Source organism: Bacillus sp. 1021, from assembly GCF_014534735.1.
GTDB lineage: Bacteria > Bacillota > Bacilli > Bacillales > Bacillaceae > Bacillus > Bacillus siamensis.
In genome coordinates this window covers 136,579-157,393 of the sequence record NZ_JACVSR010000005.1, presented here as the reverse complement: position 1 = coordinate 157,393, position 20,815 = coordinate 136,579, and the positions used below count along the sequence as shown (strand labels likewise).

General features: G+C 43.9%; 22 protein-coding genes and 2 tRNA genes. 17 read left to right on the top strand and 7 right to left on the bottom strand.

The genetic code is table 11. From position 1 onward, the window contains the following. Positions 1–15: 15 nt before the first annotated feature. From ICW23_RS17325 to tsaD, 7 genes are all read left to right on the top strand, one after another. A tRNA-Met gene (locus ICW23_RS17325) sits at positions 16–92 on the top strand. 12 nt (positions 93–104) lie between these two features. After that, a tRNA-Asp gene (locus ICW23_RS17320) sits at positions 105–181 on the top strand. 181 nt (positions 182–362) lie between these two features. Then, positions 363–1,340, top strand: coding sequence for a thiamine-phosphate kinase (gene thiL / locus ICW23_RS17315; protein ID WP_188154859.1), 978 nt, complete (start codon positions 363–365; stop codon positions 1,338–1,340). 15 nt (positions 1,341–1,355) lie between these two features. Continuing rightward, positions 1,356–1,832, top strand: a complete 477-nt coding sequence (tsaE, locus tag ICW23_RS17310; protein WP_045926870.1) for a tRNA (adenosine(37)-N6)-threonylcarbamoyltransferase complex ATPase subunit type 1 TsaE — start codon at positions 1,356–1,358, stop codon at positions 1,830–1,832. Beyond that, a complete protein-coding gene (gene tsaB, locus ICW23_RS17305) occupies positions 1,813–2,502 on the top strand; it encodes a tRNA (adenosine(37)-N6)-threonylcarbamoyltransferase complex dimerization subunit type 1 TsaB (RefSeq protein ID WP_188154858.1) in 690 nt (229 codons plus the stop codon). The genes tsaE and tsaB overlap by 20 nt, the downstream gene beginning before the upstream one ends. A gap of 10 nt (positions 2,503–2,512) precedes the next feature. Beyond that, positions 2,513–2,968: a ribosomal protein S18-alanine N-acetyltransferase gene (gene rimI, locus ICW23_RS17300; protein ID WP_016937067.1), complete on the top strand. Its 456-nt coding sequence runs from the start codon at positions 2,513–2,515 to the stop codon at positions 2,966–2,968. After that, complete coding sequence (tsaD, locus tag ICW23_RS17295) at positions 2,961–4,001, top strand: tRNA (adenosine(37)-N6)-threonylcarbamoyltransferase complex transferase subunit TsaD (RefSeq protein ID WP_188154857.1); 1,041 nt, start codon at positions 2,961–2,963, stop codon at positions 3,999–4,001. The genes rimI and tsaD overlap by 8 nt, the downstream gene beginning before the upstream one ends. A 223-nt stretch (positions 4,002–4,224) precedes the next feature. On the opposite strand, the gene ICW23_RS17290 is transcribed toward tsaD, so the two are convergent. Then, positions 4,225–6,153, bottom strand: a complete 1,929-nt coding sequence (locus ICW23_RS17290) for an ABC-F family ATP-binding cassette domain-containing protein (RefSeq protein WP_016937065.1) — start codon at positions 6,151–6,153, stop codon at positions 4,225–4,227. Positions 6,154–6,292: 139 nt separating this feature from the next. Between ICW23_RS17290 and moaC the strand changes: the two genes are divergently transcribed. Genes moaC through tatC form a run of 4 tightly spaced genes read left to right on the top strand, consistent with a single transcriptional unit; the run spans position 6,293 to position 8,406 of the window. Then, positions 6,293–6,805 (top strand): cyclic pyranopterin monophosphate synthase MoaC, encoded by a 513-nt coding sequence (gene moaC / locus ICW23_RS17285; RefSeq protein WP_099744433.1) that lies wholly within the window; start codon positions 6,293–6,295, stop codon positions 6,803–6,805. Then, positions 6,802–7,449, top strand: coding sequence for a redox-sensing transcriptional repressor Rex (locus ICW23_RS17280; RefSeq protein WP_016937064.1), 648 nt, complete (start codon positions 6,802–6,804; stop codon positions 7,447–7,449). Before moaC ends, ICW23_RS17280 begins: the two co-directional genes overlap by 4 nt. Positions 7,450–7,467: 18 nt before the next feature. Beyond that, on the top strand, positions 7,468–7,638 hold the full coding sequence (locus ICW23_RS17275) for a twin-arginine translocase TatA/TatE family subunit (protein WP_003155981.1): 171 nt from the start codon (positions 7,468–7,470) through the stop codon (positions 7,636–7,638). A gap of 6 nt (positions 7,639–7,644) precedes the next feature. Beyond that, entirely contained in the window at positions 7,645–8,406 is a 762-nt protein-coding gene (gene tatC / locus ICW23_RS17270) for a twin-arginine translocase subunit TatC (protein ID WP_095241917.1), read from the top strand. Between the two features lie 37 nt (positions 8,407–8,443). Here the strand turns inward: tatC and ICW23_RS17265 are convergent, their stop codons facing one another. Both ICW23_RS17265 and ICW23_RS17260 read right to left on the bottom strand, forming a co-directional pair. After that, entirely contained in the window at positions 8,444–8,635 is a 192-nt protein-coding gene (locus tag ICW23_RS17265; RefSeq protein WP_003155975.1) for a YdiK family protein, read from the bottom strand. Next, positions 8,632–9,366, bottom strand: a complete 735-nt coding sequence (locus ICW23_RS17260; protein WP_060963432.1) for a CPBP family intramembrane glutamic endopeptidase — start codon at positions 9,364–9,366, stop codon at positions 8,632–8,634. The genes ICW23_RS17265 and ICW23_RS17260 overlap by 4 nt, the downstream gene beginning before the upstream one ends. A 236-nt stretch (positions 9,367–9,602) precedes the next feature. On the opposite strand from ICW23_RS17260, the gene groES reads away from it, so the two are divergent. Both groES and groL read left to right on the top strand, forming a co-directional pair. Then, positions 9,603–9,887, top strand: a complete 285-nt coding sequence (groES, locus tag ICW23_RS17255; protein WP_003155970.1) for a co-chaperone GroES — start codon at positions 9,603–9,605, stop codon at positions 9,885–9,887. Positions 9,888–9,928: 41 nt separating this feature from the next. Continuing rightward, positions 9,929–11,563 (top strand): chaperonin GroEL, encoded by a 1,635-nt coding sequence (gene groL / locus ICW23_RS17250; protein WP_003155941.1) that lies wholly within the window; start codon positions 9,929–9,931, stop codon positions 11,561–11,563. A 194-nt stretch (positions 11,564–11,757) separates the two neighbouring features. On the opposite strand, the gene ICW23_RS19295 is transcribed toward groL, so the two are convergent. The 3 genes from ICW23_RS19295 to ICW23_RS17235 all read right to left on the bottom strand — a co-directional run bounded on the left by ICW23_RS19295 (position 11,758) and on the right by ICW23_RS17235 (position 13,747). Beyond that, entirely contained in the window at positions 11,758–11,919 is a 162-nt protein-coding gene (locus ICW23_RS19295) for a tyrosine-type recombinase/integrase (RefSeq protein ID WP_223152434.1), read from the bottom strand. 1,025 nt (positions 11,920–12,944) lie between these two features. Further along, positions 12,945–13,331 carry a PLAT/LH2 domain-containing protein gene (locus ICW23_RS17240; RefSeq protein WP_016937061.1) on the bottom strand — a complete coding sequence of 129 codons (387 nt, stop codon included), beginning with the start codon at positions 13,329–13,331 and terminating at the stop codon, positions 12,945–12,947. 2 nt (positions 13,332–13,333) lie between these two features. Beyond that, entirely contained in the window at positions 13,334–13,747 is a 414-nt protein-coding gene (locus ICW23_RS17235; protein ID WP_016937060.1) for a PLAT/LH2 domain-containing protein, read from the bottom strand. 224 nt (positions 13,748–13,971) lie between these two features. Here ICW23_RS17235 and ICW23_RS17230 point away from each other — a divergent pair, with 224 nt between their 5' ends. Both ICW23_RS17230 and ICW23_RS17225 read left to right on the top strand, forming a co-directional pair. Beyond that, positions 13,972–14,544 (top strand): hypothetical protein, encoded by a 573-nt coding sequence (locus ICW23_RS17230; RefSeq protein WP_016937059.1) that lies wholly within the window; start codon positions 13,972–13,974, stop codon positions 14,542–14,544. A 481-nt stretch (positions 14,545–15,025) separates the two neighbouring features. Beyond that, on the top strand, positions 15,026–15,415 hold the full coding sequence (locus tag ICW23_RS17225) for a hypothetical protein (RefSeq protein ID WP_016937058.1): 390 nt from the start codon (positions 15,026–15,028) through the stop codon (positions 15,413–15,415). A gap of 197 nt (positions 15,416–15,612) precedes the next feature. Here ICW23_RS17225 and ICW23_RS17220 read toward each other — a convergent pair whose 3' ends face one another. Beyond that, on the bottom strand, positions 15,613–18,090 hold the full coding sequence (locus ICW23_RS17220) for a tetratricopeptide repeat protein (protein WP_188154856.1): 2,478 nt from the start codon (positions 18,088–18,090) through the stop codon (positions 15,613–15,615). A 200-nt stretch (positions 18,091–18,290) separates the two neighbouring features. Here ICW23_RS17220 and gutB point away from each other — a divergent pair, with 200 nt between their 5' ends. Both gutB and ICW23_RS17210 read left to right on the top strand, forming a co-directional pair. Then, entirely contained in the window at positions 18,291–19,352 is a 1,062-nt protein-coding gene (gene gutB, locus ICW23_RS17215) for a sorbitol dehydrogenase (RefSeq protein WP_188154855.1), read from the top strand. Between the two features lie 74 nt (positions 19,353–19,426). Further along, positions 19,427–20,803: an MFS transporter gene (locus tag ICW23_RS17210; protein ID WP_188154854.1), complete on the top strand. Its 1,377-nt coding sequence runs from the start codon at positions 19,427–19,429 to the stop codon at positions 20,801–20,803. Positions 20,804–20,815 lie beyond the last annotated feature (12 nt).

Here is a 20,815-nt window from a genome sequence, read left to right as displayed (position 1 = left end):
CTAAAATTTTATCATCGCGGGGTGGAGCAGTTCGGTAGCTCGTCGGGCTCATAACCCGAAGGTCGCAGGTTCAAATCCTGCCCCCGCAACCAAAAAATAAAAATGGTCCGGTAGTTCAGTTGGTTAGAATGCCTGCCTGTCACGCAGGAGGTCGCGGGTTCGAGTCCCGTCCGGACCGCCATTTTCATTGTAAACGAAACGATCATGTTTTCGTTTTTTTTGTGTTTTCTTTTAATACTTTCAGCTTGGTTTCTAACCAAGCTTTCTTTTATACCGTTAAAGTCTTGGATATTGAAACATAATCCGATACACTAGAAAGAGCTGTATTTCACAAGAGCGTCAGAAAGGGAGACGGGAGAAACATGGACGAGTTTGATTTGATTCACAGTATTACTCCGCATTCGCATTATCATCCTTCCGTCGATGTTGGGATCGGTGATGATGGTGCGGTTTATACAGCGTCATCTCATATGCAGCAAATTGTCTGTTTAGACACGATGGTGGAGGGTGTCCATTTTAAATCAGAGTACTCCTCTCCTCAAGATATCGGTTATAAGGCGCTCGCTGTTAACATTAGTGATGTGGCGGCGATGGGAGGCATTCCGAAGTTTTATCTGGTGTCTCTTGCCGTTCCCTCCTGCTGGCAGAAAGCTGATGTCCAGGCAATGTATGAAGGGATGGCGGAACTGGCGAAACTATACCGGATGGATTTGATCGGGGGAGATACCGTTTCCGCTGCCGGTCAAGCCGTTATTACCGTTACGGTCATCGGAGAAGTCGAAAAGAATCGAGCTTGTCTGCGAAGTTCGGCAAGACCCGGGGATGTTGTGTTTGTTACGGGAGAAATCGGCTCGTCCGCAGCGGGGCTGTCTCTTTTATTAGGAGAAACGCCTCCTTCTGCTTTTCATACGGGTGATTATTTTATCGAAAAACATAAACGGCCCGTGCCGAGGGTTCAGGTCGGCCGCTTCTGCTCTCAGCTTCAACGTGCGGCTCTGAATGATATCAGTGACGGATTGGCCAGTGAACTGCATGAAATAGCTGAGTCAAGCTCAGTTACGATAGAAATTGAAGAACAGCTTCTGCCGGTGCATCCGGATTTGCCTGAGGCAGATCCTCAGTGGAAAAGATGGGTGTTATTCGGCGGAGAAGATTATGAATTGGCTGGAACGGTCTCTCAGCAGGAGTGGAACTCTTTGCTTGATTACTGCACCCAATCAGGCATTCCGATTGCGAAGATCGGAGCGGTGTCTGAACGGAAGGAAGCAAGTGTTCTTTTGACAGCCAATGATCAGAGACAAATCGTCCTTGAGAAAAAAGGATACAATCATTTTAAATAAGACGGGTGACTCACTTTGAAGACATTACAATGGAGAACGAAAAACCCTGAAGAAACGAAAGCCGTAGCCAAGCTTGCCGCTTCATTGGCAAAGCCGGGAGACATTCTGACACTGGAAGGCGACTTGGGAGCGGGAAAAACGACTTTTACAAAAGGGTTTGCCGAAGGACTGGGGATCACAAGAGTGGTAAACAGCCCGACCTTTACAATTATAAAAGAATACCATGATGGTTCGCTTCCTCTATATCATATGGATGTGTATCGCATGGAGGATGAAAGCGAAGACTTGGGCCTTGAAGAATATTTTGAAGGACAAGGCGTCTGTTTAATTGAATGGGCTCATTTAATTCAGGATCAGCTGCCCGCTGAACGGCTGCAGATCGTCATCAAGAGAGCCGGTGATGAGGAAAGGGACATTACCTTTACGGCTTGCGGAACACGGTATGAAACGCTTTGTGAGGAGATTAATAAACATGACAATACTGGCAATTGATACGTCAAATTACACGCTGGGTGCCGCGCTCGTTCGTGAGAAAACGGTGATGGCGGAGTATATTACATATTTAAAAAAGAATCATTCCGTGCGGGCGATGCCTGCTGTCAATTCATTGCTGGAGGATTGCGGCCTAAAACCGCAGGACCTCACGAAAATAGCGGTGGCGAAAGGACCGGGATCGTACACTGGTGTCAGAATCGGTGTGACGCTGGCGAAGACTTTGGCTTGGTCGCTGAAGCTTCCGATTTCCGCTGTGTCGAGCCTTGAGGTGCTGGCGGCGAACGGACGGCATTTTCAAGGTCTGATCTGCCCGTTATTTGATGCCAGGCGCGGACAGGTGTATACGGGACTTTATGAATATCAGGACGGCCGATTACAATCCGTTCTTCCTGATCAGAATGTGCTTTTGACGGATTGGCTCGGCATGCTGAAAGAAAAAGCGTCACCGGTTTTATTTTTAGGACACGATACAGCCATTCATGAAGAAACCATTCTGCATGAAATGACATCTCAAGCAGTGATAGGAACGGCTGCACAGCATAATCCGCGGCCGTCAGAGCTGGCGTTGTTAGGCTTGGAAAAAGAAGAAGCGGATGTCCACAGCCTTGTTCCGGATTATTTGCGTCTGGCAGAGGCTGAAGCGAAATGGATGGAATCTCAAAAATAGGGTGATGGGGATGAAAACGAAAACGGCGATTCGAAGCATGCGGCCGGAAGATATTGATCAAATTTATGAAATTGAAACAGCATCCTTCACTTCTCCGTGGACGAAGGATTCATTTTATCATGAGCTTTTGGAAAATCCGTATGCGCACTACCTTGTCATTGAAAAGGACGGCTGTCTGGCGGGGTATTGCGGAATCTGGATTATTATAGATGACGCACAGATTACGAACATAGCCATTAAGCCGGAATACCGGGGCCAATCATTGGGAGAAGCGCTGTTTCGTGCTGCGGTAGAATTGTGCAGAGAAAAAAAGGCAAGGAGGCTCTCTCTCGAAGTCAGGGTCTCGAATCATCCCGCCCAATCCTTATATAAAAAATTCGGTCTTCAGGCCGGAGGAATCAGAAAACAATACTATACAGATAACGGGGAAGATGCGTTATTAATGTGGGTGACATTACATGAGTGAAAAACAAGATATTTATGTATTAGGAATTGAAACAAGCTGTGATGAAACAGCGGCTTCAGTCGTAAAAAACGGTAAAGAAATCGTTTCTAACGTAGTCGCTTCTCAAATTGAAAGCCATAAACGGTTCGGCGGGGTCGTGCCTGAAATTGCGTCCAGACATCATGTGGAGCAGATTACCCTAGTGATTGAGGAAGCTCTTTTAAAAGCGGAGATGAGCTTTGACGATCTCGATGCGATTGCCGTAACGGAAGGACCCGGGCTTGTCGGAGCCCTGTTAATCGGAGTCAATGCGGCAAAGGCGTTAAGCTTTGCCCATCAAATACCGTTAGTCGGCGTCCATCACATTGCGGGCCATATTTATGCAAACAGACTGGTAGGGGAGCTTCAGTTCCCGGCGCTTGCTTTGGTTGTGTCGGGCGGACATACGGAATTGGTTTATATGGAAGAGCACGGTTCATTCGAGGTTATCGGAGAAACGCTGGACGATGCCGCAGGCGAAGCTTACGACAAAGTGGCGAGAACGATGGGGCTTCCTTATCCGGGAGGGCCGCAGATTGATAAGCTGGCTGCTGTGGGAACGGATTCTATTCCGCTTCCGCGTGCGTGGCTGGATGAGGGATCTTATAATTTCAGCTTCAGCGGGCTGAAATCAGCCGTGATTAACACACTCCATAACGCCTCGCAAAAAAATGAGGTGATTCCTCCTGAGGATCTTGCCGCGAGCTTTCAGCAGAGTGTCATTGATGTACTGACGGCAAAAACCTCTAAGGCCGCGAAAGAATACGGGGTTAAACAAGTGCTGCTTGCGGGAGGCGTAGCCGCCAACAAAGGGCTGAGAGCCGCTCTGCAGCAGGAATTCAGCCATCCGGGAGATCCTGAGCTTGTTATCCCGCCGCTTTCTTTATGCACGGACAATGCAGCGATGATTGCGGCTGCCGGAACCGTTGCTTTTGAAAAGGGAATCCGGGGTTCATATGATATGAATGGACAGCCCGGCTTGGAATTAACATCTTTTGATCGTCTCACGTTGTAAAACGTGAGGCTTTTTTTAATTTATTAACAGATAATTCTAACATATCCACAGGATTGTGAATATATTCAGAAATCCAGGCTGGATAAGGGTCTATAAGTTGTTAGTAAAGTGGATAAAGTCAGAAAATTTTGTGGATAGTGTGTATAAAGCGCTTACTTAAATAGCAGGCAAGGAGAAAAGCTGTGGATAAAAAAGCACCCCTTAAAGAGGTGCTTGACTTTTTCTATTCTTCTGAGGAGAGTTCTTCCCACTCCGCTAATAATCGTTCCAGCTCTTGATTCAGAGCTTCGTTCTCTGAGTGAATGGTCTGTACCTTTTCGTGATCCTGATACACGTCAGGGTCGCACAGCAGCTCCTCATTGGCGCTGATTTTCTCTTCGGCGGATGAGACGGCTGCTTCGATTTCTTCAATTCGTCTCAGGCGCTGACGTTCTTTCTTTTTCCATTCTTTTTCTTCCTCGTATGTTCTTTTCGTGTCCTGTTTGACCTTGCCGGCAGGCTGTGCTTGCTCTTTTTCCTGCCGTTTCATTTCTTCCAATTCCAGCTGCTGGGCTTTTTTCTCGGTGTAATAGTCATAGTCACCCAAATATTCTTCTGCATGATCCGGAGACAGCTCCAGCACCCTTGTGGCGATCCTGTTAATAAAGTAGCGGTCATGCGATACAAATAACAGTGTCCCGGGGTAGTCGATCAGGGCGTTTTCCAGCACTTCTTTACTGTCCAGATCAAGGTGGTTTGTCGGTTCATCAAGGATGAGAAAGTTTGCTTTTTGCAGCATCAGCTTGGCAAGCGCGACTCTTGCTTTCTCACCGCCGCTTAGAGAACGGACAGGTTTCAGGACATCGTCTCCGCTGAACAGAAAGTTGCCGAGGCATGTCCTGATCTCTTTTTCCGGCATGTCCGGATATTCATCCCACAGCTCGTCCAAGACGCGTTTAGATGAGGTCAGTTCGGCCTGCTCCTGATCATAATAGCCGATTGTGACATTGGAACCGTACGTGATCGACCCGGATTTCGGACTGAGCGTATTCGTAATGGCTTTCAGCAGGGTTGACTTGCCGATCCCGTTCGGTCCGACGAGGGCGGCGCTTTCCCCTCTTGTAATGCCGAAGGTCAGGTTTTTCAAAAGCGGCGGCTGGCCGTCATAGCTGATGGTAACATCCTGTACGCGAAGGACGTCGTTTCCGCTCTGTTTTGTAATGTCAAAGCGGAAGGCGGCTGATTTTTCATCACCAAGCGGCTTTGCCATGACGTCCATCCGTTCAAGCTGCTTTCGTCTGCTCTGGGCTCTTTTCGTTGTTGATGCTCTGGCCAGATTGCGGTCGACAAAATCTTGGAGCTTGGCGATTTCGTCCTGCTGTTTTTCATACAGCTTCAGGTCTTTCTCATACTGCTCAGCTTTTTGTTCTAAATAGGCGCTGTAGTTGCCGAGGTATTTTTTGCTTTCTGTCCGTGAGACCTCGTACACTTGGCTGACGACTTTATCAAGGAAATATCTGTCGTGGGAGACAATCAGGATGGCGCCTGAATATCCCTGTAAATAATGCTCAAGCCATGTAAGCGTGTCGATGTCGAGATGGTTCGTCGGTTCATCCAAAATAAGCAGATCAGGCTGGGTCAGCAAAAGCTTGCCGAGAGCAAGCCTTGTTTTCTGGCCGCCGCTCAGGCTTTGCACTTTCACGGAATCGTCAAATTTCCCGAAACCGAGGCCGTGAAGGATAGAACGGACGTCTGCTTCATACTGATAGCCGCCCTTATCCTTGAAGTCCTGCTGAAGCCTGTCATAGGTTTTCATCAGCGTCTCAAGCTCCGCGGGGGCGGCTGTGGCCATCTTTTCTTCAATAGAACGCATTTCTTTTTCCATTGCTTTCAGGAAATCAAAAACACTCAGCAGTTCTTCTTTTATGGTAAGCTGAGATTCTAAGCCTGTGTGCTGGGCAAGATATCCCATCGTTAATTCTTTCGGTTTGATTAATTCACCCTTTTCATATGAAAGGTGACCTGCGATAATTTTAAGGAGAGTTGATTTGCCGGCTCCGTTTCTGCCTACAATGGCGATGCGATCCCGAGATCTGACTTCAAGCTTTATATTGTTTAAAATAGGATCAGCGCCAAAAGATTTGGACAGCTGATTAATTTGTAAGATCATCATATTATTTCACCTCTGTTATAATAAGTTAAGTGTAGCTTATCAACCTGCTGTCAGCAAACAATACATCAGAATTGGAACATTATAGGATAAGACATCAGGGAGAAAATAGTGTATGATCAGAAGTAAGGAGAGTTTAAATATGAATGGATTTTCTCATTTTAATGAAGAAGGCCGTGCCCGCATGGTGGATATAAGCGATAAATCTTCAACAGTCCGTACTGCCGCTGCGATATCCAGCGTACACATGAAGCATGACGTGTACAGCAGAATCAAAAACCGCGAGATCGGAAAAGGAGACGTACTGGCTGTCGCACAGGTGGCCGGAATCATGGCTGCAAAGCAGACCTCAGCGATTATCCCGATGTGCCACCCGCTTTCTTTAAGCAGCGTCGACATTTCATTCGGCTGGGAGGAAAAGGATTCCGAAGCCGTTCTTCATATACAGGCAAGCGTAAAAACGAAAGGGAGTACAGGTGTGGAAATGGAAGCGCTAACTTCCGCTTCAGTCTGTGCTTTGACCGTTTATGACATGTGCAAGGCGCTGGATAAAGGAATGGTCATCGGCCCGACCTGCCTCATGGCAAAAACGGGAGGCAAAAACGGTGATTTTAAAAGAGATGCATCTGAGTATAAAGTGGAGGACCAATCATGAACAAGGATCAATCAAAAATTCCGCAGGCGACAGCAAAACGGCTGCCGCTTTATTACCGCTTTTTAAAGAATTTACACGCGTCAGGAAAGCAGCGCGTTTCATCTGCTGAACTGAGCGATGCGGTAAAAGTCGATTCGGCCACGATCCGCCGGGATTTTTCCTATTTCGGGGCGCTCGGCAAAAAAGGATACGGCTATAATGTGGATTACCTGCTGTCATTTTTCAGAAAAACATTGGATCAGGATGAAACGACGAACGTCATTTTGATCGGTGTCGGGAATTTAGGGACGGCGTTTCTTCACTATAATTTCACAAAAAATAATAACACAAAAATATCTATGGCTTTTGATGTGAATCAGAGTAAAATAGGAACTGAGGTAGGCGGTGTGCCTGTCTATGATCTTAATGATTTAGAACTTCACATTAAGGATGAACCCGTGGCGATTCTTACCGTTCCGGCGGTTGCCGCGCAGTCAATCACCGATCGGCTCGTGTCGCTCGGAATCAAGGGAATCCTTAACTTTACGCCGGCCCGTTTGAATGTGCCGGATCACATTCGAATTCATCATATAGATTTAGCTGTAGAGCTTCAATCATTGGTTTATTTCTTAAAGCATTATTCTGTTTTGGAAGAAATTGAATAACGAAAGGAGGAGCTGCACATGATCGGTCCTGGAAGCCTGGCTGTTATCGGTGTGGTGGCGGTGATTATTTTCGGTCCGAAGAAGCTTCCCGAGTTAGGAAAAGCCGCGGGGGACACGCTTCGTGAATTTAAGAACGCCACTAAGGGATTAGCCGGTGAAGAAGAGGAAAAAAAGAAAGAAGAACAGTAAGATAGGATGACGCGTATGAGAGTGAATCAAATGACGCTTGTGGAGCATATTGCCGAACTTCGGAAACGATTGCTGATTGTGGCGTTATCCTTTACGGTTTTCTTTATTGCCGGCTTTTTTCTGGCAAAACCTATCATTGTGTATCTTCAAAAAGCCGATGAAGTAAAAGAGCTCACCCTTAATGCTTTTAACCTGACGGATCCGCTGTTTATCTTTTTGCAGTTCGCGTTTATTATCGGCATCATTTTGACTTCGCCGATTATTCTCTATCAGATTTGGGCGTTTGTCAGCCCGGGGCTGTATGAAAAGGAGCGCAAAGTAACACTCAGCTATATTCCGATTTCGATCGTGCTGTTTGTCGGCGGTGTGTCATTTTCTTATTATATTTTATTTCCGCTGGTCGTTGATTTTATGAAGCGGGTCTCGAATGACCTCGATGTCAACCAAGTGATCGGAATCAGCGAGTACTTTCATTTTCTGCTGCAGCTGACGATTCCGTTCGGGCTGCTGTTTCAGATGCCGGTGCTGATCATGTTTTTAACGAGGCTCGGGGTTGTCACACCGATGTTTTTATCGAAGATCAGGAAGTACGCGTATTTTGTGCTGCTCGTGATCGCCGCGATGATTGCGCCGCCTGAGCTGCTGTCTCACTTGATGATTACGATTCCGCTTTGCATTTTATATGAGATCAGTATCCTGATCTCAAAAGCGGCGTACCGGAAAAGGCAGACCGGCAGCAGTGAATCCGACCAGGACGTATCAGCATAAAAAAGCCATTTCTCGATGATGAGAAATGGCTTTTCTTTTATTTTTGATTTTTCTTCACTTTAAATGAGAAAGCGAACATTTTAAACGAGATGCTGATATTATAAGCGGCGAAAACCATCAGCAGTATGGAATAAAAAGACCACATGCTTCCCGGCGAGCTTGCGGCCAAATACGTAAAGATACAGCCGACTGCGAAATAAATCAAGCCCCAAGTCATTGGGTTCCTCATACAAACAATCCTCCAATAATTAATTGCATTTGTTCACTATGCTGTTCAATATATTTTTGGGCGGGGCCGAGCTGCATGACCACGACAATGGTATTCATCATGACATGGGCGAATATCGGCACAATAATCCGTTTCGTCTGCACATACAAGAACGCAAAGGTAAAGCCCATAGCCGTATATAGCAGCAGGTGTGTGAGGTCCTGATGCACAATGCCGAAAATGACGGAACTGATCAGTCCGGCGAAAAAGAAATTCGTTTTTTCATATAATACACCGAAGATGATCTTCCGGAAAATGATTTCTTCAAGAATCGGCCCGACGATAGAAGAAACGATAATCATGAGCGGCATGGCTTTAATAATGTTGAGAATGGCTTTCGTGTTTTCAGAACCGCTGTTCACGTGAAAGACATACTGCTCAATCATTCCGGCGATACCCTGAGAAAATAAAGCGAGCCATATTCCCGCGACCGCCCAGAGAACGGACATGCCGGCGGATGCTTTCTTCCCGTTTCTTAATGTCTGCTTCGGCGCGGTTCTCAAAATTAAGAGAACGATAATCAGGCAGATAAAAAAGCTTACGACGGAATAAATCCCCTGAGCCATGGTGAGATTCGCATTCGTAGGATGCCCGCCCGCATAGCCGAATTTGTACATTAAAGGAATGCCGATCAATGCGGAAAGCTGCATGATAACGTATGTCAAAATGATATACCAATACTGTTTTCTCAAATGATATGTACTCCTTTATCCTATAAAATCAACTTATTTGTTCTTATTGTAACACAAGTGAACCAGACGTGAAAAAAGGAGAAAATCGCTGTAAGAGAGAATGATGTAAGCGTGAAAATTTTTTATTCTTATGACTTGAAATTGGAAGTGAGATTCTTTATTATAATAATTGTGTTAGCACTCTTTAGAGCTGAGTGCTAAAATTACATATTCATACTATTGAGGAGGTTATTACATTGTTAAAGCCATTAGGTGATCGCGTTGTCATTGAACTCGTAGAATCTGAAGAAAAAACTGCCAGCGGAATCGTATTACCGGATTCTGCAAAAGAAAAGCCGCAAGAAGGCAAAATCGTGGCAGCCGGTTCAGGTCGCGTGTTGGAAAGCGGAGAGCGCGTTGCTTTAGAAGTAAAAGAGGGCGACCGCATTATCTTCTCAAAATACGCCGGTACTGAAGTGAAATACGAAGGTACTGAATACTTAATCTTACGTGAAAGCGACATTTTAGCTGTTATCGGCTAAGCAAATAAATACTTTTAAAAATTCGAGGAGGTTTCGTTAACATGGCAAAAGATATTAAGTTTAGTGAAGAAGCACGCCGCGCTATGCTTCGCGGTGTCGATGCGCTTGCTGACGCTGTAAAAGTAACTTTAGGGCCAAAAGGACGCAACGTGGTTCTGGAGAAAAAATTCGGTTCTCCGTTAATTACAAATGACGGTGTGACAATCGCAAAAGAAATTGAACTTGAAGACGCGTTTGAAAACATGGGTGCGAAGCTTGTAGCTGAAGTAGCCAGCAAAACAAACGACGTTGCCGGTGACGGTACAACAACTGCAACAGTTCTTGCGCAGGCTATGATCCGTGAAGGCCTGAAAAACGTAACTGCGGGAGCTAACCCTGTCGGCGTACGTAAAGGTATGGAACAAGCTGTAACTGTTGCAATCGAAAACTTAAAAGAAATTTCTAAGCCGATCGAAGGCAAAGAGTCTATCGCTCAGGTTGCTGCGATCTCTGCTGCTGATGAGGAAGTCGGAAGCCTTATCGCTGAAGCAATGGAGCGCGTAGGAAACGACGGCGTCATCACAATCGAAGAGTCTAAAGGCTTCACAACTGAGCTTGAAGTTGTGGAAGGTATGCAATTCGACCGCGGATATGCATCTCCTTACATGGTGACTGACTCTGATAAGATGGAAGCGGTTCTTGATAATCCTTACATCTTAATCACAGACAAAAAAATCACAAACATCCAAGAAATCCTTCCTGTGCTTGAGCAAGTTGTACAGCAAGGCAAACCATTGCTTCTGATCGCTGAAGATGTTGAAGGTGAAGCTCTTGCTACACTCGTTGTCAACAAACTTCGCGGCACATTCAACGCTGTTGCCGTTAAAGCTCCTGGCTTCGGTGACCGCCGTAAAGCAATGCTTGAAGACATTTCCGTTCTTACAGGCGGAGAAGTGATCACAGAAGATTTAGGTCTTGACCTGAAATCTACTGAAATCGGACAATTGGGACGCGCTTCTAAAGTTGTGGTAACGAAAGAAAACACAACAATCGTAGAAGGCGCAGGCGACACTGAAAAAATCGCTGCACGCGTCAATCAAATCCGCGCTCAAGTGGAAGAAACAACTTCTGAATTCGACAGAGAAAAATTACAAGAGCGTCTTGCGAAACTTGCCGGCGGCGTAGCTGTCATCAAAGTCGGCGCTGCGACTGAAACTGAGCTGAAAGAGCGCAAACTTCGCATCGAAGACGCCCTCAACTCAACTCGCGCAGCTGTTGAAGAAGGTATCGTATCCGGCGGTGGTACAGCGCTTGTCAACGTATACAACAAAGTCGCTGCAGTTGAAGCTGAAGGCGATGCGCAAACAGGTATCAACATCGTGCTTCGCGCGCTTGAAGAGCCGATCCGTCAAATCGCGCACAACGCTGGTCTTGAAGGATCTGTCATCGTTGAGCGCCTGAAAAACGAAAAAATCGGCGTAGGCTTCAACGCTGCAACCGGCGAATGGGTAAACATGATCGAAAAAGGAATCGTTGACCCGACAAAAGTGACGCGTTCTGCTCTGCAAAACGCTGCGTCTGTAGCAGCAATGCTCCTGACAACTGAAGCCGTTGTCGCTGACAAACCGGAAGAAAATGCCGGCGGTGCAGGAATGCCTGACATGGGCGGCATGGGCGGTATGGGCGGCATGATGTAATCATCGCCTATAACCCTTGATCGTAGAGGGTTTATGAGGTTTTGAAACATGATTTGCTAAATTTTTGTTAACTTCGGTTATTTTTATAACTGAATATCACTCATTAGAGAAGGCCTTTTGTAAGTTCACTGAACTTATGAGAGGTCTTTTCTTCTATATTTTTGGTCATGTGAGCATAGATATTCATGGTTGTATTAATGTCTGAATGACCCAAGTCGTTCTTGAGTCTCTCTCAAGCCGGCTCCGGCTTCTAAAAGAAGAGAGGTGTGCATGTGTCGGAAGCTATGAGGAGTAATATGCTTATTAATCTCAAGCTTTCTAAGTAACCTTTGGAGTCGGATCGCTACTAGTTTCATCACTATCGGATAACCAATGTTGTCTGCAAAGATAAAACCTGAATCCTGATATTAACACTCGCTGTTTCATCTTTAAGAGAGAAAGTATGCTCATTAGAAATCTGGCGCAAATATCTATTAAACAAAAGCATTATGTCTAAAAAATTCTCCTGAAACCAATCATATTCTACGACAAATCCCAGGCTTAAGAGAAACAAGGACAACTTTTGGTATATGCATACAGAAGAGGGATTTCATTGCGAAAAAGTGATTGGAATAAAATATAACTTTTTCACATTAAATGATTATTCGTTAAATAAATGTATATTTTTAGATGAATCGATATGACGATCATGTCAAAGTTTTGTCATATATTAAAAAGTTAATTATGATCACGTTTTATAGGTTTTCATGACAAAATGACATTTAAACTTATATATTTATTTAAGTTTAGATAATATCCAAAAAGCCCCAATGAGTCTGCAAACTCAGTGGCTTTTTTGAGCATTTTCTGCAATTTGCCCAAGTTGAAAAGATCTAAGGACACCATATTTTTACCTTAAATTTTGAAATGGTGTTTCAAATGTGTGACAATAGGGGAACTGATTCTGTTATGAAAAACTCAGGAATATGTAGACAAATTCAACTGAAACGCGTTGGGGTCATCCACATGAAGTTATGGTCTGAAGATATTTAAGATTAAAAAAAGCTCTCATCGTTTAAATTTTGGCGGTTATATTTAGAAGTAGATGAGTTATTGGACATCTAAATAGGAGGGAAACGTTTATATCCTTTAGCGACAAGGTGTTCAGAAACTCAAGATCTTCTAAACAAAATCTTAGAGTGAATTTTTCGCGTTTTGATACCTGGACCCTTGGATGAAAATGTCTTGAATTGGGATCGATAAGAATGTTGAGCAGATAAGGTAGATGTCGTTCTTCCAATATGTCGGTGGGATTAGGAAAACAATCCAAGCGTCAGGTACAAGATCTAGAAATATAAAAAGGATATTTAAAATAAGTGTACTTATTAAATTATTATTAATTTTAGGTAATTGGAAATTCTTTAATATCACCAGATGTCTTAATTCCACATGATATTGGTGTTATTGTAGTTGATTTTTCAAGCCAATCATAATGCGGAAATAACCAAAAACTAGAATCTGTTCGAATGCTAACAAATTCTAAATTCCAATAAGGATTGGTTCCTGTTTGATCATGCCAAATTTTAATCAAAGGAATTGAACCTAAATCATTAATAGTTTCAATTTCAAAACTTGTAAAACTTCCTGATTCAAAATAGTTACCTTTGGGATCAAAAAGTTTAAACCAATGTGGTTTATGTTGTTCATCATGTATGATAAGAGTTATGGGAGCATCAGTACCAGAATCTTTTACTGTACTAGTTCTAAAATCAACATAATATAGTCCCATTATTATGAAAGTCCTTCCTCTTTTGGTTTTGGTATTTCTTTAATTATAGTATTAGAGGATAAAGGTAATGGGAATTTTTCGAGTGAAATGGAAAGAGATGTATTTTGAGAAATCCAACCTGAATAAGGGAATGACCAATATTCACCATCTTTTCGAATGATAACAAATTCTAGATACCAGCCGGGATTCGTTCCAGTATTATCATGTGAAACGTTAATTGTATTAATGTTACCTAAATCATTGGCAGGGTGAAGTGAAAAACTAGTATAACTCCCTGATTCAAAACAGTTACCATTGGTATCAGAAATTTCAAAACGATGTGGTTTATTTTGTTCGTCCTGTATGACAAGAGTTACAGTAGCATCAGTACCAGAATCTTTTACTGTACCGGTTTTAAAATCAACATAATATCCCATTATTATCATTTCCTCCAATACATAAATGTTATAATTTTAGTATGTACTTTTTTTAAAGTATATATACAAATGTTCCCCTTGGTTTATGAGGGTTTGTCAGGTGTAACACTATATTAAGGCCTCCTCACAAGTTTAATGAACTTGTGAGAGGCCCCTTTTTTATTTTTATCATTTATTTTCAAGGCAAAAGCGTTATAAGGCATGCTATGGGGGCGCATATCATTGTGATACAGTTAAAGATTATATATAAGGGAGTATTAGTAATTTTAATAAGTGCCTGTTTTTTATTGTTTAATGGATGGTATTTTCATAAATGTATTATTGATCCGCATTACTACCAATTAACAGATTTTTCGGAAGAAGATATTCAAATTTTTGAGCATTTTTATAATATTGATCTACCTTCAAACACGAAGCTTATTAAAGCAGAGCAATTTGAAACTGGGGTAGGTAATTATTCTGCGATTTTGTACGTAGCATTACCTGCCAAAAAGGTAAAGCCTTTAGTTTCTGACTATTCTTATATGCCTATCTTTTATAACAATAGGTATACAGTATTTTATGGTGTTAATATTACAAACAGCAATAAGGAAACAGCACAAATTACATTTGGAGCAGACGATAGTTCGCTGAATGGTTCTTTATGGAGTAAGCAAGTAAGGAATCTCTTAGAATCGAAAGGGAAGTATATTGGCGTTTCAGATGAAACTTATGTTATTTCTGCGTTTATAATTAACATCATTTTTATTGCATTACTTGTTTGGATCTTGAAAAAGAGCAGAAGAACTAGAGTTTGAATTAAGAAATATTTGAACTCACCAGCATAATGTTGATTAGGAATACTTAAGGGTATATCGGACAGAAAGAGTTTTCATTGCACAGATCTTTATTAAATAATAACACTAAGCCAATTTTAAATGCAGTTCAAGGGTATTAGAATAGTCTTGTTTAATAGTATGGAAGGAAAGAGAAAGGGGAAAACATGAGGAAATATTTAGGGATAGTGTCACTTATCATGCTGTTATTCACATTGTGTTTTCTACCCCATATTCATTGGGCGCTTGGAAGGGCACCTTGGCAAAGGTTTTATAGATCTGATACTTCAAATTTTAAGCTTCATTTCACAAGAACCTTAAATTTGCATTATTATTAATAAATTTCTATCATACTTATTCACTTCTTAGAAGAAAGATATGGAAAAACCTCTGTTTTTTTTAGGGAAATATGTTATTATAATTGTGGATTTAAAATATTAAAAAGAAAAGAGGAATTCTAAAGATGAAAAAGTTAGTAATGACCCTGTTTACAGCAGTGCTTTTGGGTGTTGCCATTTTCGCAGGCGGGTCAGAAGCCTTAGCTATGGATTCGAAAGGTACAATCAAATTTAAAACAGATGCTAATACATATACGAAAAGTGCCACTTCCATTGTGGTTACGGGTACTTTGGCTAGGGATTTAGAGAATGGCTTTTCAGTAATTATATTAAATAATAAAGGTAAAGTATTTGCCAGAAAAGATATTTCGCATAGTATTGGTTCACGTAATTTTCGTGTGAGTTTTTCAACGAAAAATCTTCCTGCAGGTAAGTATGATGTGCAAGTTGGACAGGATTGGGGAGGAAGATATTGGTCAGGTGAACTAAAACATTATATTACAGTACAGCATTAATACGGCTGTATAAGTATTAACCTCTTGTTGTTAAAAAGTTTAACTTTAGAAATTTGTTTTCTGTGAAATATTAATTTTTCAATCAAGGTATCTTAATCAATTTACTGTATTGATTAAGATACCTTTTTATCTTTAAAAACAACAAGGTCATGAGTGTTTTTCAAAGCTCGTACCGCTAGCCGTAATGTAGTTGTCTTTTAAATGAGAATATCCATTTGCTCCACCTCACCCCGAATCCCAATCCCAGGCTCCCACGAATCAATCAGACGAATGGCTTTCTGATTCGATTCTATTGCTTTCGTTTTCTCTCCTTTTCGGTACAACAGTTGTGCCATTCCGTAATGATAGTAGATCAATTCAACTTGATTGGCGTTGTGTTTGTCATAGAGCATCTGTTTAAAGGCTTTTTCCGCTTTTTCGAGTTGATCACACTTGACGTAAGCCATGCCCAGGTTAAAATAGGCTTCTATCGTTTTTTCGCCGCCGTATGCGGCGCTGGTTGTGTTTGCCGCTTCGTATAATGTGATGGCTTCTTCATAGTGAGAGCGGGCGAAACTCAGGTCGCCGCGGACCAGAAGAACCCTGTGCCGGATAATGGGCGAGACGGGCTGATCTTTGATGCCGTCCAGCATTGCTGCCGCTTTGTCCGGTTCTCCGGTTTTTAACAGCAGCCTCGATTGCAGGGCAGTTCCCCATACTTTTAAGTCATCGTGATCCGGCGCGCCTGATTGTTCGAGTATCTTCAGGCCGGCTTCTATTTGCCTGAGAGCTCCGTCTGAATCGTTGACTTCCATCAGCGCCCAGCCTGCCGTGTCGATCCTGAAGTAGGCTTCCCGTGTGTGTTCTCCTGATTGATGGGCGGCATCGGCGGCTTTTAATCCGTATTCGATTCGCAGGGGCAGGCTGATTCTGCTTAGAAAATGGCTGATACGGATGATGAGTTTAATCAGGATTTCATGTTGTCCGGTTTCGCTCGACCATTCGATGACCTTCAAGATATTCGGCCATTCCTTTTTCATTAGCTCTAAATTCCGTCCCAGCAGATAGCTCCAATAGATGGAATTCGGCTGTTCCCGTTTTATATGGGTTTCCGCATAATCCATATAATAATGCGCCCAGCGGCATCGGGCTTCTTTTGCAAAATCATGATTTTCGGATAAGTGCTGTTCTCCGTAAGCGACAACGGTTTGATGGGCTGCGTATTGAATTCTTCCTTCGCTTCGTTCCGGCTGTATTAAAGCATATGACCGCATTTGCTCAATCGCGTAATGAAAACGGCGGGCGTCTAATCCGGCCGCTTGAGCCAAGCTTTTTTCGTCAGGGGGCTTAGAGAAAAAGCAAAGCGTCTGCCATAGTTTCCGTGTGTCTTCATGACATCTGTCCCATGTGCGGCCAAAGAGAACCTCAAACAATTCCAATAATGAGTAACCCGCTTGTTTAAGCTCTTGAATGAGCTGGGGAGCGGGGATGTCGTCGTCTGACATATATGCAATGCTGAGTGCCATGGCCTTCGGGTTGCCGGCGGCTGCCGAGACGAATTCATTCTTAAGGTCAGACGATAGCTGCAACAGCTGCTCCAGCTTTTCCCGTTTATGCGGGAGATTGCATGTTTGCAGACAGCGGTGCACTTCTTGATGGAAAAAATCAAGGGCATCCGTTTGTTCAAGACCGCTCAGCTGGATGGCCGCCAGTTCTCCGAGGCCGTCCCGGTATGTCTGTTTTACGTTTTCCCGTGCCGTAAGGAGGACTTTTACGCCTTGCGGAAGGCCGATGATAAATTCGTGAATGTCACGTTCCGCTGTATCAATGCCGTCAACGATCAGCAGCACGGGTTTTTCATTTGAATGAGCGGCTAATGCATTGCGGACGACGAACCTTTTTTCGTTGATGGATTTGTCGATTTGTTCGGTGCGTCCGAGCTGGTAGGCAATCGTGTTTAAAAAATCGCTGAAGCTTAATCCTTTCCAGTCAGCGCTGATCCAGATGATGCTGTTGAATGCCGGCCAATTTGAAGAACCTCCGGCACAAAGGCAGGCTGCTTCAAGAGCGATCGTTGTTTTTCCCATGCCGGCCCAGCCTGTGATCAAACAGACCGGTGACGGAGAAAGCATCCATTGGCGGATCGCTTCTATATCAAAGCCGCGGCCGATAAAGTTTCCGGTCCGGCGTGACGGTAAGTTATGCGTGACGGACTGTTCTGTAAGCGCATTCGTTTCATGGCTTGGTCTGTCATGAAACAGCCGCTTCACTGCTTTTTCAACATCTTCATCAGTCGGCGCTCCGAATGATCCGTCTTTACGGCGTATTTTTGCTTTTTTTAGACAAGACGCCGTCCAAACGGGCAATGCGGGTTTGATGACGGGGATCGTGGTGTTTTCCAGAAGGCCGGTCAGCCATTCAGGATCCATGTCGGTCTTTTCTATAATAATCCAGATCATGCCGAACAGCTTTCCGTCGTCAATTCGTCCGGGAATGTAGTTTGCGCCCATCTGTCCGATCCAGCTTTTGATCGTGTTAGAGGATACGCCTAATCGGAGTGCAATTTTGTCTATATAAGACTGTCCTGCTTTTACGTTCTTTGTCCTTTTGATTTTGTAATCAGGATGAAGTTTCAGTGATTTGACGGCAGGCGCCAGCAGTTCTGCAAATTGTGTCCGGTTTTCAAGTTCAGCCATTAGCCTGCACCTCCTATTAGTACTATTTTATCAATTCAGTGTTTTTTGTATATGAAAAAATAAAAAGTACAGTGCCGCTGTCTTTTTATACAGCAGGAAAGGCTTTTGCACGTCTTGAAAAGCAGATAAAATGGAGGCAGTAACAGAGAAAACAAAAATGTATGCACTTACATTTCAGAGCAGAGAAAGGATTTTGCCAAATGACTCACACAGTGCCTCAAAACATGAAAGCGGCGGTTATGCATAACACGAGAGAAATCAAAATCGAAACATTGCCCGTGCCTGAGATCAATCAGGATGAAGTATTGATAAAGGTGATGGCTGTCGGAATTTGCGGATCTGATCTGCATTACTATACAAATGGCAGAATCGGCAATTATGTAGTGGAAAAACCATTTATCCTCGGTCATGAATGCGCGGGAGAAATTGCCGCCGTCGGATCGTCTGTCGATCAATTTAACATAGGAGACCGTGTCGCTGTCGAACCGGGTGTCACATGCGGACGCTGTGAGGCGTGCAAGGAGGGGCGTTATAACCTTTGTCCGGATGTACAGTTTTTGGCGACGCCGCCGGTAGACGGCGCGTTTGTCCAATATATCAAAATGCGTCAGGACTTTGTTTTCTCGATTCCGGATTCACTATCCTATGAAGATGCGGCTTTGATAGAACCGTTTTCTGTCGGCATTCATGCGGCCGCGAGAACGAAGCTTCAGCCCGGATCAACGGTTGCGATTATGGGAATGGGGCCTGTTGGATTAATGGCTGTTGCGGCAGCGAAAGCATACGGGGCAGGCACAATCATTGTGACCGACTTGGAGCCGCTGCGGTTAGAAGCCGCGAAGAAAATGGGAGCGACGCATGTCATCAATGTCCGGGAACAGGATGCCGGTGAAGAAATCAAAACGATCACAAATGGAAGAGGAGTTGATGCTGCCTGGGAAACAGCGGGGAATCCGGCGGCATTGCAATCCGCACTGGCTTCCGTGCGCCGGGGCGGAAAACTGGCGATTGTCGGTTTGCCTTCTCAGAACGAGATTCCGCTCAATGTGCCGTTTATTGCAGATAACGAGATTGATATATACGGAATCTTCCGTTATGCCAATACGTATCCGAAGGGAATTGAATTTCTCGCTTCCGGCATTGTGGACACGAAGCACCTTGTAACGGACCAATATCCGCTTGAGAAGACGCAAGAGGCGATGGAACGCGCCTTTCAATACAAAAATGAATGCTTAAAAGTGATGGTATATCCAAATCGCTGAGTGAACGGGGAGGATCTTTGTATTCTCCCTCTTGCTTATCAAAAAATGAAAACGGATTCTTGGGGTGGGATATGATGATTGAAACAGAAAAAGCAGCGGCAATAAAGACAAAACATCGCGGCCTGTCCTGGATGGAACGGATCGGATACGGGTTCGGCGATATGTCGTACAATGTGATCTTTCAGTTTGTAAACGCATACTTATTATTCTACTATACAGACGTCGGCGGCATTAAGCCTGCCGTTATTGCAGCTTTGTTTCTGATCGTAAGGGTGCTCGACGCTATTTTTGACCCGATTATGGGCGTGATTTTAGACAAGACGAATACTAGATGGGGAAAGGCAAGGCCGTATCTGCTGTGGGTGGCATTTCCTTTTGCGCTATTTACGTTCTTATGCTTCACGACCCCTCATTTCGGCGAGACAGGAAACATGGTATACGCGTACATCACCTATATTCTGCTTGGGATGTCCTTTAGCATGCAGACGATCCCGGTCAACAGCTTAACGGGGCGGATGACGAATTCCGTGGAGGAACGGACGGTTCTGACGACGACACGGATGATTTTGGTTTATATCGGAATTCTGTTATCGATTTCCTGTGCGGCACCGCTTGCGGACGCCATCGGCGGGAAAGACCAGGCATTTGGTTTCCAGATGACGGCGCTTATTTATGCGGCGGTGAGCATCGCGTTGAATCTGTTCAGTTTCTTTACAGTGCGGGAGCGGATTCAGCCTGAAAAAAGAAAAAAACAAGGAATGAAAAAAACGTTATCTGTTTTGTTCAGAAATAAGCCTTTGCTTATTTTGGTCTCTTCATTTTTAGCATTTGCGATTGGGTTTAACATTAAGCTCAGCACGATGGTGTACTATTTTACGTATAACGTCAGCCATAAGGAATTTGTGTTTTTAGGAACCGTATTGTTTTTCGGAGCGGCGCTGATCAGCAATCTGTTTATTCCTTTCTTTGCTGAGAAGCGGGGCCGGAAGCAGGTCATGATCATCACGGCGGCGTTATCGCTGATTTCTTATGTGGGCCTTCAGTTTACATCGTATTCCTCGATTCCGCTTATTTTCTTTTGGCTTTTTGTTTCTGGATTTTTCACGACGCCTTTGAATACCCTTGCTTGGGGAATGGTTGCCGATTGTGTCGATTATGCGGAATGGAAAACCGGGGTCCGGGCAGATGGCGTGGTGATATCGAGCATGAGTTTTATCAATAAGCTCGGAGTTGCGTTAGCCGGGTCATTTTCGGCCGTTTATCTCGGAATCGCGGGATATGCCGCGAATACCGAACAGGCGGCATCGTCATTGAATGCGATTAAAAATATGAATGCGCTCATTCCGGGATTGTTCATTCTGCTGTCCATTATTCTTATTTCTTTTTATCCTTTAACTGAAAAAAAATATCAGCAGATGATGTCTGATCTGGAGCAAAGAGCTGCAAGATGAGTATATGTAAAA

Excerpts from the sequence above, each read along its gene's own strand:
- thiL (WP_188154859.1), top strand. The coding sequence starts at position 363 with ATGGACGAGTTTGATTTGATTCACAGTATTACTCCGCATTCGCATTAT.
- tsaB (WP_188154858.1), top strand. The coding sequence starts at position 1,813 with ATGACAATACTGGCAATTGATACGTCAAATTACACGCTGGGTGCCGCG.
- rimI (WP_016937067.1), top strand. The coding sequence starts at position 2,513 with ATGAAAACGAAAACGGCGATTCGAAGCATGCGGCCGGAAGATATTGAT.
- tsaD (WP_188154857.1), top strand. The coding sequence starts at position 2,961 with ATGAGTGAAAAACAAGATATTTATGTATTAGGAATTGAAACAAGCTGT.
- ICW23_RS17290 (WP_016937065.1), bottom strand. The coding sequence starts at position 6,153 with ATGATGATCTTACAAATTAATCAGCTGTCCAAATCTTTTGGCGCTGAT.
- moaC (WP_099744433.1), top strand. The coding sequence starts at position 6,293 with ATGAATGGATTTTCTCATTTTAATGAAGAAGGCCGTGCCCGCATGGTG.
- ICW23_RS17280 (WP_016937064.1), top strand. The coding sequence starts at position 6,802 with ATGAACAAGGATCAATCAAAAATTCCGCAGGCGACAGCAAAACGGCTG.
- ICW23_RS17275 (WP_003155981.1), top strand. The coding sequence starts at position 7,468 with ATGATCGGTCCTGGAAGCCTGGCTGTTATCGGTGTGGTGGCGGTGATT.
- tatC (WP_095241917.1), top strand. The coding sequence starts at position 7,645 with ATGACGCGTATGAGAGTGAATCAAATGACGCTTGTGGAGCATATTGCC.
- ICW23_RS17265 (WP_003155975.1), bottom strand. The coding sequence starts at position 8,635 with ATGAGGAACCCAATGACTTGGGGCTTGATTTATTTCGCAGTCGGCTGT.
- groL (WP_003155941.1), top strand. The coding sequence starts at position 9,929 with ATGGCAAAAGATATTAAGTTTAGTGAAGAAGCACGCCGCGCTATGCTT.
- ICW23_RS19295 (WP_223152434.1), bottom strand. The coding sequence starts at position 11,919 with ATGAAACTAGTAGCGATCCGACTCCAAAGGTTACTTAGAAAGCTTGAG.
- ICW23_RS17240 (WP_016937061.1), bottom strand. The coding sequence starts at position 13,331 with ATGGGACTATATTATGTTGATTTTAGAACTAGTACAGTAAAAGATTCT.
- ICW23_RS17235 (WP_016937060.1), bottom strand. The coding sequence starts at position 13,747 with ATGGGATATTATGTTGATTTTAAAACCGGTACAGTAAAAGATTCTGGT.
- ICW23_RS17225 (WP_016937058.1), top strand. The coding sequence starts at position 15,026 with ATGAAAAAGTTAGTAATGACCCTGTTTACAGCAGTGCTTTTGGGTGTT.
- ICW23_RS17220 (WP_188154856.1), bottom strand. The coding sequence starts at position 18,090 with ATGGCTGAACTTGAAAACCGGACACAATTTGCAGAACTGCTGGCGCCT.
- gutB (WP_188154855.1), top strand. The coding sequence starts at position 18,291 with ATGACTCACACAGTGCCTCAAAACATGAAAGCGGCGGTTATGCATAAC.
- ICW23_RS17210 (WP_188154854.1), top strand. The coding sequence starts at position 19,427 with ATGATTGAAACAGAAAAAGCAGCGGCAATAAAGACAAAACATCGCGGC.